The 12842-nt window shown below is 63.7% G+C and carries 9 protein-coding genes; all 9 read right to left on the minus strand.

Annotation, left to right across the window (positions count from 1 at the left end):
• Nucleotide 1: 1 nt before the first annotated feature.
• Entirely contained in the window at nt 2-1288 is a 1287-nt protein-coding gene (icmH, locus tag K0H48_RS11560; protein WP_219267551.1) for a type IVB secretion system protein IcmH/DotU, read from the minus strand.
• Between the two features lie 15 nt (nt 1289-1303).
• On the minus strand, nt 1304-2635 hold the full coding sequence (tssK, locus tag K0H48_RS11565) for a type VI secretion system baseplate subunit TssK (protein WP_219267552.1): 1332 nt from the start codon (nt 2633-2635) through the stop codon (nt 1304-1306).
• Between the two features lie 90 nt (nt 2636-2725).
• Nucleotides 2726-4093: a type VI secretion system-associated FHA domain protein TagH gene (gene tagH / locus K0H48_RS11570; RefSeq protein ID WP_219267553.1), complete on the minus strand. Its 1368-nt coding sequence runs from the start codon at nt 4091-4093 to the stop codon at nt 2726-2728.
• 18 nt (nt 4094-4111) lie between these two features.
• Nucleotides 4112-6073, minus strand: coding sequence for a type VI secretion system Vgr family protein (locus tag K0H48_RS11575; RefSeq protein ID WP_219267554.1), 1962 nt, complete (start codon nt 6071-6073; stop codon nt 4112-4114).
• Nucleotides 6074-6079: 6 nt separating this feature from the next.
• Entirely contained in the window at nt 6080-8713 is a 2634-nt protein-coding gene (gene tssH / locus K0H48_RS11580) for a type VI secretion system ATPase TssH (protein ID WP_219267555.1), read from the minus strand.
• Nucleotides 8706-9719, minus strand: coding sequence for a type VI secretion system baseplate subunit TssG (gene tssG, locus K0H48_RS11585; protein WP_257626925.1), 1014 nt, complete (start codon nt 9717-9719; stop codon nt 8706-8708). Before tssG ends, tssH begins: the two co-directional genes overlap by 8 nt.
• Complete coding sequence (gene tssF, locus K0H48_RS11590) at nt 9704-11581, minus strand: type VI secretion system baseplate subunit TssF (RefSeq protein ID WP_219267557.1); 1878 nt, start codon at nt 11579-11581, stop codon at nt 9704-9706. The genes tssG and tssF overlap by 16 nt, the downstream gene beginning before the upstream one ends.
• Nucleotides 11578-12096, minus strand: coding sequence for a type VI secretion system baseplate subunit TssE (gene tssE / locus K0H48_RS11595; RefSeq protein WP_200431851.1), 519 nt, complete (start codon nt 12094-12096; stop codon nt 11578-11580). Before tssE ends, tssF begins: the two co-directional genes overlap by 4 nt.
• 246 nt (nt 12097-12342) lie before the next feature.
• Nucleotides 12343-12825 (minus strand): type VI secretion system tube protein Hcp, encoded by a 483-nt coding sequence (locus tag K0H48_RS11600; RefSeq protein ID WP_078743332.1) that lies wholly within the window; start codon nt 12823-12825, stop codon nt 12343-12345.
• Nucleotides 12826-12842: the final 17 nt, after the last annotated feature.

Below are 12842 nucleotides of genomic sequence, written 5' to 3' on the forward strand. Positions count from 1 at the left end.
GCTATTGCGCCTGGGAAGGAATCAGCACGGTGATATCGACGCGGCGGTTACGCGCGCGATCAGCCGCCGAATCGTTGGGAACCAGCGGCTCGGTCTCGCCACGGCCTTCGCTGCGATAACGCTCGGCCGGCCCGGCACGCTGGGCGAGCAAGCGCGCCACGGTCTTGGCCCGCGCCTGGGACAAGTCAAAGTTGGAGCCCAGCCTTGAGGTCGCCGAGGGCCGCACGTTGTCGGTATGCCCGACCACCACCACATCCCCCGGCACCGTCGCCAGGGCATCGCCGATACGCGCTAGCAAGCCGTCGAAGTTGCTCGACACCTCGGCGCTGCCGGAGGCAAATACGCCGTCGCCACGCAGGGTGATCACTGAGCGGTCGGCGCTGTCCTTGACCGCCACCAGCCCTTGAGCCACTTCCGGCGCCAGGAACCCGGCCAGGCGCACCGGCGCCGCAGTGGCAGGCACCGCCACCTTGAGCGGCGAAGCCACGCGAATCGAACCCAACTGGGAAAATACCGGGTCGGAGGCACGGTTGAGCAGCCAGCTGTAGGTCAGTTGCACGCTCAGCAACACCACCGCCGCCACCGAAGCCATGACCCACAACGGCACCCGCCGCAGCATCGATGCCTGCGCAGTCTCAGCACCGCGCCAGCGCGGTGACAGTTCCTGTTCCTGATTGCCGCGCTGCTGGTTGATCAACTGCAAAAGCCGCTCACGCAGCAACCCTAGCTGATCCAGGCCGCGATCCAGCACGCGATAACGGCCTTCCAGCCCCAGGGCCATGCACAGGTACATCAACTCCAGCACATCGATATGGGTGCGCAGATCCTGGCTCAAGCGCTGCAGGATCATGAAGAACTTTTCGCCGCCCCAGGCTTCGTTATGGAAGGTCACCAACAGGCTGCGGCTGCCCCACACGCCAGCCCCCCATGGGGTGCTGGCGATGGTTTCGTCGACCAGCGTACACAGTGCATAACGCGCTGCGGCGACGGTTTCTACATCCACCTGGCTGGCCCGCGCCTGAGCCTCGAAGGCTTGCACCGCCTGGATCAAACGCTGGCGCAGGCTCTCCAGGTCGGGCACGCTCGTGAGGGTGCGCAATGGCACCACCAGGTCGAGCAATGGGTTGGCCGCACGCACCAGCGGGTTGAGCCCCTGGCCGTGAAACAGCAGCGCGGCCCTTTGCCCATCGCCGCCAACATGGGTCGGCGCAGCAGCCCGTCGCCCACCAGGCGTAGGGATCAGCAAGGTGCGGTCCGGGTCTTGGCCGCCATCAAAAGTGTCGTTCACGTGAGTCACCTTGCCTTAGTTGCGGATCGCCCAGAACTGCATCTCCAGCCCCGGAAACACCCCGGCGATGTGCATGGCAAAGCCGGCCGACTGGCTCAGCAGTTGCCAATATTCGCTGCTGCGATCGAGTTCGAAATAGGTAAAGCCGGCGTGGAACGGCAACTGCCGTGGCGCCACCGGCAGCGGGCGCAAACCAATGCCCGGCAGTTGCAGGTTGACCAGGTCGCGGATCTTCTCCACCGAGCCGATCTTGACCTGCGGCGGGAAGCCGTTACGCACGCTTTCGGCGGACATCTGCGCCTGCACCGCCAGGATGAAGGTGGCCGAACGCAGCAACTCCTGGTCCGGCAACACGGCCACACGAATGCCGTATTGGCGTTCTTCCAGCGGTATCGCAATGGCGCGTACATCCATCACCGCCGACAGGGCGCGGCGCAGGTCGAGCATCACCGGGGCGAAGGTCTGCGCCAGCGCTGCGTGGCGGTATACCGGGTACGCCGCTGCGCGCTTGTCGTCACGGGTAAAGGTCGCCAGTTCACCCGCCAGGGCGGCGAGGTCACGGTACAGTTGCTCAGGGTGCAAACCGCTCATTGCCGACAAATGCCGCACCAGCGGCAGGCTGCGGTTAAGCAATTGCAACAGCAAAAAGTCTGCGATTTCCGCCGCGCCACTGCCATCCGGGCGCGTCAGACGCGAGGCCAAGGCCTCGACTCGCTGCTGCACCAGCCCCAACAGCTCATCGACAAACGCACGCAAGCGCTCGGCCGCCCGAATGTCCAGGCACGGCGGGCAGAATTCGCGGTCGAGCACCACGCTCTTGTCCGCGCGTTTTTCCACCACATGGGCGACGCCAAGCACGCTGTAGGCGTCAGCCACATCGCCTTCAAAGGCCAGGCGCAAGCGTAACTTGCCGATGCTCATCAACGCACTGCTGTCCAGGCCATTGCTGTCCCAGGCTTCGTATTCGCTGCTGCGATGACGGGCGAAATTTTCAAACCCCGGGTTATCGTCGACCTCCGCCACACCGGGACGCAGGCTCGGCAAGGCCAACACCACTTTGAGGTCGCGGGCATCATCAGGGATCTCCAGCGGCAACGGCATTTCGTCGTCAAACGGCAGGCCCACGGGCGTGCCGTCAGGCAATACACCGCTGTACGCGAGCAGCGACAGCTTGCCCATGGCTAACTGCTGCGGGTCGATTTCCAATTTGGAAAAACCCCAGCCATAAGCACGCAAGGTCGCCACACGGGCTTCCAGCTGGGTCTGCAGAAAACGGTCGTGTTGTTGCAGGTGCTGAGGCTGCAAGAGCATGCCTTCGGACCAGACTACTTTGTTATTCCATGACATAAATTCTTCTCTCAACATGGGCCGGCGGTTGTGGCGAGGGAGCTTGCTGTGGCGAGCGGGCTTGCCCCGCGTCGGGCTGCGCAGCAGCCCTCAAGACCTCATCCGCGCCACCTGTTCTTCATAGGCCTTGGAAAACAGCTCCCCGAACAAGCGCTGCAAATCCTCATCGGCATCCCGCGCCAAATCCTCATAGCGCTCCACCAGGCGGTCCCACAGACGCGCCTTGCGCCGCGCCGGCATCCACTTGTCGAGCGCGCCGTGGGTGGTGCGGCGTTGTTCCACCCGCGCCGGGTCGAAACGCTGTACCACCGCACCGAGCGCTGCGCGCATACCGGCGATCACCGCCAGCTCATGGGCCTTGAGGTCTTCGAACGAAGCATTCATGGCCTTGACCGGGCGCATGTAGGCCGGCGAATCACCATTGAGCATCTGCGTCAGGGCGCTGTCGGCGTCGGGAAAGAATTTGAGCGGGTTGTTGGAATAGGCGCCGATCATGGTCATGTCGATATGGCTTTCGCGTTTGGTCAACGCGCGCGCCATAAGTACATCCATGGTGCCGCCGGTGGCGGCGCGGAGCATTTCGCCGACCAGTTGGGCGAGTTCGGTGGGGGTGCGGGTGGTGTGCAGGTCGGGCAGGCCGAGGCCGGATAGCAGGGCTTGAAGCACCGCATTGTCACGGGTGGGCTCAGGGACGGTGCAGTGATCCTGAATCACCTCATCATCGAGGATCGCCATCGCGGGCAAGCCCGCTCCCACAGGGGATGTGGACACACCGAGGAGTGGGTCATAGTCATCCGGGATTACCTGCGGCTCCGACTGCCACAACGGCGGGTTGAAGGCCTGCATCTGTGGTGCTACATGGTCGCTCTCGGTGCCGCGAAAAACCGGGGTCAGCGCCGGGTTCAAACCCAACGGATCGGACAGCGGCATCGCCCCATCAAACAGCGAGTCGCCCTCCAGAATGCGCGCACCGGCCAAATCGTCGTGCAGCAGCACCGGCACCACCACCTCCGGGTCGCGCAGCAACGGTTGCGGTACTTCCAGCGGCGGCAACGGTACGGCCACCGGCGGTGGTGGCGGCACAAACAGCGGCGGCAGAATGCGTGTGGCCAGGGCATCGTCTTCAGGCGCCGGCGCCAGCGGTTGCTCCAGGCGCACTTGCAGCGCGTAATCGCCGATCACCAGGCGATCGCCCTCCTCCAGCACACGTTCGCGGCCGTTGCCCAACGGCCGTTCGTTGACCAGGCTGGGGTTGCTGCCGGTGTCGGTGAGGTAGAACTGCTCGCCGCGCAGCTCGATGCGCGCATGCACCCGCGAGATGTATTTGCCTGGATCATCGAGCGTCAGGTCATTGTCCGGCCCACGGCCAATGGAACCACCGGCCTCGGTAAAGCGGCAGATCACCTCGCCGGGCATCAGTTGGTCGCGGTAGCTGTTAACCAGCAGGATCAGGTTCATAGCGAGCTCCAGAAAAAGTTACTGGCCATCGTCGGCCTCCTTGGGCGGCAGCGGCACGCCAGCCGGTCCGGTGGCGGCCGTCAGGGCCAGGGCGGTGGCGGCCGAAGCCGCCTCGGGCAGCGGCAGCGGGATGATCGATGCGACGATCATTGCCGGGGTCAGGGTCAGGAACGTCGAGCCGACTTTGAGGGTGATGGTCGCGCCCGCTTCGATCACCACGTTGGCGCCGCCCTTGATGTACATGTCCAGGCCGGCTGTCACGCCGGTTTTCAGGCCGCCGTTAATGATCATGTTGGCGCCTGCGGCCATCGACACATCGCCAGCGGCCTTCTCATTGCGATGGCCGCCGACCGCCGAGTGCCGGTCGCCACCGATTTTTTCGCGCAGGTCCTTGTCGACCTTGGAATGGCGGTCGCCGCCGACCCAGTCGAGGGAATCCTTGAGCACGCGCTGGTCGAGGTTTTTTTGCGCGTGCAGGAACACCTGCTCCGCGCCTTTTTTGTCTTCGAAACGCAGCTCGTTGTAGCCACCACCGCCTTTGGACGAGTTGCTCTTGAGCGTCGAGCGCGTGGCGTTCTCCGGCAGCGCATACGGCGGCATGGTGTCGGCGTTATAGACACTGCCGGTCACCAGCGGCTGGTCGGGGTCACCTTCCAGAAAGCTCACCACCACTTCCTGGCCGAGGCGCGGCGTATACAGCGCGCCCCAGCGTTTGCCCGCCCAGCCTTGGGCCACACGAATCCAGCACGAACTGTTTTCGTCACGCTTGCCCTCACGGTCCCAATGGAACTGCACCTTGATGCGCCCGTATTTGTCGGTCCAGATTTCCTCACCCTGTTTGCCGACCACGATGGCGGTCTGCGGGCCGTGCATCAGCGGCTTGCGCGCCACACTGGGCGGGCGAAATTGCTGTTGGCGCGACAACGCCACGAACTCGCAGCTCAGCACCGGCGCCGGCTCGGCCGGGGGCGTCGGCTCGTAGGTGTCCGAGGACAATGTGTAGCGCGCCTCCACCAGCAAAAACTGCGCGTTCTGCTCGCTGCGCGGGTGCTCGGTCAACGTCATCAACGCGCCGGGAAACAAGCCCCGCGCACGGGTGGCACCGGTGACGCGCTGGCTGCCGGTGTGCAGCGACTCGATCAAGGTGCGCGCGTAGGTTTCGCCGCTTTTTCGCTCGGTGTATTTGCCTGGGTAGTCGTAGCGCTCATGCCGCGATTGCGGGTAGCTGCCGGCCAGCGTCGACTTGGCCAGCAGGTTGGCCGTGGGCTTTTCAAAGTCGAAGTCCTGCAAGGTATAGCCGCCCGGCTCCACATCGCCGCCCATGCGCCAGTCGTAGATCACCTCGCTTTCGCGCATGGCGTGGTCTTCGGCGGGCATGAAACGCACTTGGGCATAGCCTGGCGCCGGCGCGTGCGCACCGTAGGAATCGGCCAGCACCAAGGTGTGACGCCCGGCGGCACTCTTGAAGTAGTAGTAGATACCCTCCTGCTCCATCAGGCGGCTGACGAAGTTGAAATCGCTTTCACGGTACTGCACGCAGTACGTCAGCGCCTTGTAGCTGGCACTCAGGCCCGAGGTGTCGACATCGGCAATGCTGTAGGGCGCAAACACCTGCTTGAGGATGTCCGGCACGCTCAGTTCCTGGAAGATCCGGCAATCGCTGGCCAGGGTCAGGAACCACAGCCACGGGCGCAATACCGCCTTGTAGGTGCAGTAACGGCCCTGGCGCGTGCTGAACGAAAACTGGCTGACATGCCCGCTGAAGTAACGGCTGCCGCCTTTGGGCAGGTCGACCGCCACCGTCATCTGGGTCGCCAGCACGTCGTCGATATTCAGGTCGGCGCGCTCGCTGTACAGCTCCAACTGATAGTCACTGAGCTGCGACAGCCCTTCCGACGCCTGCATGCGCCGAAACAACAGCACATCGGCGCCGAGCACGCTGGTAACCTGGATCTCGCGATGAACCTGGGTAGTTGCCATAACGGTTTACCTCACGGCCTCGCTAAACGCATAAGCGAACTCGCCGTTTTCCACGCTGACCTGCACCTGCGTCGCGGGCGTGCCCAATAGCAGGCGGTTGAGGAATTCGGTACTGATCGCCGGCAGCATCGAGTTGGTGAGGATCGCGTCAATCATCCGCCCGCCGCTTTCCAGCTCGGTACAACGGCTGGCAATCAACTGCACCACCTCCTCACTGAAGGTAAACGGGATTTTGTGATTGACGGCGATACGCTGCTCAATGCGCGCCAGTTGCAGGCGGATGATGCTGCCGAGCATGGCGTCGCTCAGCGGGTAATACGGGATGACCACAAGGCGCCCGAGCAAGGCTGGCGGGAACACTTCCAGCAGTGGCTCGCGCAGTGCCTTGGCGATCACCTCCGGCCCAGGCATGGTCTGCGGGTGCCGGCACAGGCGACTGATCAGCGGCGTACCGGCATTGGTGGTGAGCAGGATCAGGGTGTTCTTGAAATCGATGATCCGGCCTTCGCCGTCTTCCATCCAGCCCTTGTCGAACACCTGGAAAAACAACTCGTGTACATCCGGGTGAGCCTTCTCCACCTCGTCCAACAGCACCACGCTGTAAGGCTTGCGCCGCACCGCTTCGGTGAGCACGCCGCCTTCGCCATAACCCACGTAGCCGGGCGGTGCGCCCTTGAGCGTGGAAACGGTGTGCGCCTCCTGGTACTCGCTCATGTTGATGGTGATCACGTTCTGCTCGCCGCCATACAGCGACTCGGCCAGGGCCAGCGCGGTCTCGGTCTTGCCCACCCCGGAGGTGCCCGCCAGCATGAACACGCCCACCGGCTTGCCAGGGTTGTCGAGGCCGGCGCGGGAGGTCTGGATACGCCGCGCGATCATCTCCAGCGCGTGGTCCTGGCCAATGATGCGTTGGCCGAGGCGCTCGGCCAGGCGCAGCACGTTGTCGATTTCGTTTTTGACCATGCGCCCCACCGGGATGCCGGTCCAATCCTGCACCACCGAGGCCACGGCCTGTTCGTCGACACTGATCAGCACCAGCGGGTGTTCACCCTGCTGAACCGCCAGTTCATCCTGCAATTGCCGCAGTTCGACCAACCCGGCTTCACGATCAGATGAGTCCGCCAGCTGGCTGCGCAGACGCTGGATCTGCTCCACCAGTGCCAGCTCGTTGTCCCAGCGCCCTTCCACTGCATCCAGGCGCGCACGCTCGGCCTCCAGCAACGCCTCGACCGAAACGCGGCGGCTGGCAGTGTCCACGCCGATGGCGGTCTCACGTTCAATAATCGCAAGCTCGGTGTCCAGCGACTCGATGCGCCGACGGCTGTCGTCCACTTCGGCCGGGGTGGCATGCAGGCTGATGGCCACGCGGGCGCAGGCGGTGTCGATCAGGCTGACGGCCTTGTCCGGCAGCTGACGCGCCGGGATGTAACGGTTGGACAGGCGCACCGCCGCCTCCAGCGCCGCATCGAGGATATGCACCTGGTGGTGGTTCTGCATGGTTTCGGCAATACCGCGCAGCATCAGCAAGGCGCGGGCTTCGTCGGGTTCGTCGACCTGCACAGTCTGGAAACGCCGGGTCAGCGCCGGGTCTTTTTCGATGTGCTTTTTGTACTCGGCAAAGGTGGTCGCGCCGATCGTGCGCAAGGTGCCACGGGCCAGCGCCGGTTTGAGCAGGTTGGCAGCATCACCGGTGCCCGCAGCACCACCGGCACCCACCAAGGTGTGGGTTTCGTCGATAAACAGCACCACCGGCTTGACGCTGGCCTGCACCTCGTCGATCACCGAGCGCAGGCGCTGTTCGAACTCGCCTTTCATGCTCGCACCGGCCTGCAACAAACCCACATCCAGGGCCAACAACTGCACCTCTCTGAGGCTGGGCGGCACGTCGCCACGGGCGATGCGCTGGGCAAAACCTTCGACCACGGCGGTTTTGCCGACGCCGGCCTCGCCCACCAAAATCGGGTTGTTCTGGCGGCGGCGCATCAGGATATCGATGACCTGGCGAATCTCTTCATCGCGGCCGACGATGGGGTCCATCTTGCTGTTGCGCGCCTGCTCGGTGAGGTCGACGGTAAAGCGCTGCAAAGCTTGCTGTTGAGTCGGTGCCACGGCGCCGATGTCTTCACCGGGGGCCTGATAGCCGTCGCTGGCGCGCATCTGCGCCTCGGGCGAGTCCTTGAGCAAGGCGCCGAACTGTTCGCTCAAATCGTCGATGCCGACCTTGTTGAACTCGCGGGACACGCCATACAAGCCATTGCGCAGGCTTGGGGTTTTCAGCAGCGCCAGCAGCAAGTGGCCGGAGCGCACCTGGGATTCGCCGAGCATCAAGGTGGCGTAGACCCAGGCGCGTTCGACGGCCTCTTCAACCTGACTCGACAGGTCGGTGACTGAGGTGGAGCCGCGCGGCAAACGATCCAGCGCGGCGGTCAGGTCACGGGCCAATACGGCCGGGTCGATGCCGTAATGGCGGATCAGGCGCAACAGGTCCGAATCGTTGAGTTGCAGGATCTGCTGCAACCAGTGCACCAGCTCCACATAGGGATTGCCGCGCAGCTTGCAGAACACCGTGCTGCTTTCAATCGCCCGGTAGCACAGGCTGTTGAGTTTGCCGAAAAGCGCGACGCGACTGATATCAGCCATGGGCAGGTCCTTGAGAAGAGAGACGAGGGTTGATCAGCAACTGCCGATCATCGTGGTCGGGGGCTCGACTGCTCAGCCAACTGGTCCAGCCCAATGGCGCCGAACCCAGGCGCAAGCCGGGCAAGTGTTGTTTCTTGACGATCAGGTTGACGTCCCAATCCAGCGCCAGGCCGACGTATTGGCGCACCCAGTCCTGCACGCGTTGCAGGCTGTCGCCGCCAGGCAGCAGGCGACGGGTCTGCGCCAGGTCCAATGGGCCGATCAGCAGGCGAAACTTGTGTTGGGTGTTCCAGACTTTCTTGCCCATGACCGTGGTCTGGCCGAGTACCGCGGCCTCCGGACCGCTGCGCAGGGCGCACAGGCCATCGCTGGGCAGGCTCATCCAGTGGCCGACAAACTGCTCGACCTTGACGGGCACGCCGAGGTAGTCGCTGAGCAGTGCGGCAAGCCCTTCGGCATTGCGCGTCTGCGGCCCAAGGCGCCCGGCAAAGTGCAGCTTGGCCACGTCGGGCACGGCGTTGCGGTCAAGCAGCGACGCCTGGCCGATACCGACCAGCGAACCGAGGTACTGGGCAAAACGATCCGCGCCCGGCCGGTCCAGGCTCACAGCTGGTTGGGCGCTGGCCCAGGCGCGGTAGAACAGGCTGATCATGCGATGGTGGAATACGTCGCAGAACGCCGCCAGTGTCGGGTCATTGAGGTTGCGCTGGCGGTCGCGAATGTACTCGGTGAGGTGAATCGGCAACGGGCCATTGGCGCCCATCAGGCCGAAGAAATTCAACAGCAGCTTGGGCGTTACACCGGGCTTGAGCGCGGCGATCATCGCCGGTTCAAACGCCAGCGACGGTTGCTGACCGAAACGCACCGCCTCATCCGCCGGGCGCGCGGCCTGGCCAATGCGTGGCAACTGCGCGAAGGCGCATTCCAGTTGGCGCAGTGCGCCATAGAAGTCAAAGCGCCCTGGGTGCGCTTCAAGGTCAGCCAGCAGCGTCAGAGGATCTCGCATCTGCCCACCCGCGCCGGCCACTGCATGATCACACCGCGCGCCGTGCTTTTGATCACGGTTTCGGTGAACGAATTGAGCGACACGTACTTGGCGAAAAACTGCTCCAGCACCGAACCCAGCACAAATACACCGGCGCCTTCGAAAGCCGACTCGTCCAGGGTCACGCACACCTGCAAACCACGGCCGTAGGTGATCGGCCCCGGCAACGGCAGGCGCCGCACAATGCTGTCGGCGGTGACTGAACGCAGGCCTTCGATCTGCTTGTGCGCGGCTTCGTCGTCGATGCGGCAATACAGGCGCAGCACGTCGCGCAAGGCGGTCGCGCCCTGCTCCTTGTCCTGATCCAGCAACGACAGGTAATTGAGCGACAAGTGGCTGACCAACCGCCACGCCGTCTCGCCTTCAGCAAACGACGGCGCGGGCACCGTCGGCCCGGCCACGCAACGCACCGACTGCACGGGCGCGCCCGACTCGACGGTGAAATCCGTGCGGCCGCTGCCCACCGGCATGCTCAGCACCAGGTCACGGTTGCTGCACAAGGTGTCGATACCCAACTGACGCAGGTCGCTGCGGTGCGGGGCTTCCTGGGCGTCCACCAGCGACAGGAATAATTCGCTGCCGATATAGCTGGAGCGCGGGCCTTGGCGCCGCTGTTGTTCGGACAGCACCCGCGCATCGCGGCGCACCTGATAAAAGGCCTTGGGTGGCGTGCGCGCATGCAGGTCATTGGCGCGGTAAAACGATTCGAAGGTCTGGCTGGCTTCGGCACCGCTGCCGTAGCCGGTGACGTTTTCAATCTGATAGATCTCGTAGTCCATCGGCCGCGTGCGGTCGGGGATTACGTGGTATTCCGATTGTTGATCGGACAGATGCACACGCTCGGTGCGCATCGGAAACAGGTTGATGGCCGGGGTGCAATACAACCCGAAGTTGGCGGCGCTGAGGCTGTGTTCCAACACCGGGTCGAGTTTCTTGAACAGCACGATCACGTCCAGTTGCTCGGCGCTGCAGCGGCTCACACTATTGGCCAGCCCGGTCACTTCGGCAAACATAAACCGCTGGGGCATGGCGAAGTATTCCTGCAACAGCCGATAGCCCTGGAACGAACGCGGGCCGCTGGGCAGCAAGGCTTCGCTGTCGCTGTAGCCCTGGCTGCGAATGGCGCTTTTGGGCAGGAACTGATGCCAGTCCACATGCTCCTGCACCGGCATCACCAGCACACCGGCGGCCTGGGCCAGCAGTTGTTCGAGGATGCGCGAGGGCATGGCTTCGCCGCCGCGAATATGCAGGGGCAAGCCATCCAGGCTCAGGTCGCTGAAGGCCAGGCCGGCACCGACACGCAAGCGCAAACGCAGCGCCGCCTTGACCCCGCCGAGGCGTGACAGGTCGACGCCGGCGACTTGGGCGCCACAGGCAAAGTAGCGCGCCTCGACCAGTTCTACCGGCCACAAAGTCACCTCATGGGCGCTGCGAAACTCGCAGGCGGTCTGGTCGCCCTTGCCCAACTGGCTGTGCAAGGCAGTTCCGCGGGGCACCTTGAAACCGGCGGCGAGGCTACCTTCGGTCATGTCCGGCTGCAGCTGCACCACGGCCATCGACGGTGTAGGCGCCAGGTACTGGGGGTAAACCAGCTCCAGCAGGTGGTTGGTAAAACGCGGGAACTCGGCATCGATCTTCAACTGCACCCGCGCCGCCAGAAAGCTGAAGCCCTCGAGCAGCCGTTCCACATACGGGTCGGCACAGGCGTAGGTTTCCAGCCCCAGGCGCCCGGCGACCTTGGGGTAGTCGCGAGCGAACTCACCACCGACTTCGCGCAGGTGCGCCAGTTCACGTTCGTAATAGCGCAGCAGTTTGGCGTTCACCGCACGTCCCTTGTCTCGATATCGAAGACCCGTGCTTCACCTGCTTCCAGGTCAAGTTCGGTCTTCAGGTACAGGCGCTCGGGCAATGGTTGGCCCCACAGCTCGCCATGAATTTCAAAGGCCATCTGGTTAGGGCTGGCCGTCGCGCCCGAGGGCGCTACCGGCACCACCCGCACGCTGTCGCGTAAAATCCGCGGTTCGAAATCCCAGATCGCCTGGCGGATGCGCCGCCCCAGCGCTTCTCGGTCCAAACCGGCGGCGGTCTTGCCGGCCAGGTCCGGCAAACCAAAATTGATCACCGACTGCCCCGCCAACGGGTGGGCACTCAGGTCACGAAAACTGCCCAGGCTGGTGCTGTTGAGCAGCCACCCCAAGTCGCGTAATACCGCCTTGCGCAGGCCGCGCATGGACAACACGCGTTTGTCGCGTGGTTCCACGGCGTGCTCGGTGTCGTCATCGCTCAGGCGATCGAGCAAGGACGGCTGCAGGCGTTCGCGGCTGGTGAGTTCAGCCATGGGATTAGATCTCCATCTGTAAAAAGCTGATCGGGCATCTGTGGTGAACACAGTTGATGTGGTGAGCGGGGCTGTTGTGGCGAGCGGGCTTGCCCCGCGTTGGGCTGCATAGCAGCCCCACCACAGACGCCACGTTTGTGCAGGTCACAAGTGATGACTGGGTTTAGGGCCGCTGCGCGCCCCAACGCGGGGCAAGCCCGCTCGCCACAACAAGCCCGTTCGCCACATAAACCCAACCAGTCCGGGTCAGATCTTCTGGTTCTTTTCCAGGTCCCACTTCTTCGGCGTGCCGGTGATCACGGTGTCGCCGGTGAAGGAGTCGTACTCGTAGCTGATGGTGGTGAAGTTGATCGAAAAGGTTTCGCTCGGGCGCTCGCCGTTACTGCTGGCGGAGTAGGAACTGATGATGGCCTCGCCGAGGATCAGCTTGAGGAACACCTGTTGCTTCTTGTCCGGGCCGCCGGTCTGGATGAAGTGGATCTCGGCATCGCCCAGGCTCTTGCCGCACACGGCCTGCATGAACAGGTCGGCCGACGCCAGGTCGGTGGCCTTGGTCATGGAAATTTCCGAGAACGACGGGTTGCTGGTGTCACGGTCGGTGCCGCCGCCACTGATGGAGATTGCGCGGCCCACGCCCATCTGGATCGCGTCGATGGTGATCCAGTCTTTGTGCGCGTCAACAGTGGAAGTGCCTTTGATTTGGGTGCCTTTGAAGTTCAGCAGAATCATGGTGGATACCTTTCAGG

The sequence above is a fragment of the Pseudomonas sp. Xaverov 259 genome (genome assembly GCF_019352915.1).
Lineage (GTDB): Bacteria > Pseudomonadota > Gammaproteobacteria > Pseudomonadales > Pseudomonadaceae > Aquipseudomonas.

Excerpts from the sequence above, each read along its gene's own strand:
- tssK (WP_219267552.1), bottom strand. The coding sequence starts at position 2,635 with ATGTCATGGAATAACAAAGTAGTCTGGTCCGAAGGCATGCTCTTGCAG.
- tagH (WP_219267553.1), bottom strand. The coding sequence starts at position 4,093 with ATGAACCTGATCCTGCTGGTTAACAGCTACCGCGACCAACTGATGCCC.
- K0H48_RS11575 (WP_219267554.1), bottom strand. The coding sequence starts at position 6,073 with ATGGCAACTACCCAGGTTCATCGCGAGATCCAGGTTACCAGCGTGCTC.
- tssH (WP_219267555.1), bottom strand. The coding sequence starts at position 8,713 with ATGGCTGATATCAGTCGCGTCGCGCTTTTCGGCAAACTCAACAGCCTG.
- tssG (WP_257626925.1), bottom strand. The coding sequence starts at position 9,719 with ATGCGAGATCCTCTGACGCTGCTGGCTGACCTTGAAGCGCACCCAGGG.
- tssE (WP_200431851.1), bottom strand. The coding sequence starts at position 12,096 with ATGGCTGAACTCACCAGCCGCGAACGCCTGCAGCCGTCCTTGCTCGAT.
- K0H48_RS11600 (WP_078743332.1), bottom strand. The coding sequence starts at position 12,825 with ATGATTCTGCTGAACTTCAAAGGCACCCAAATCAAAGGCACTTCCACT.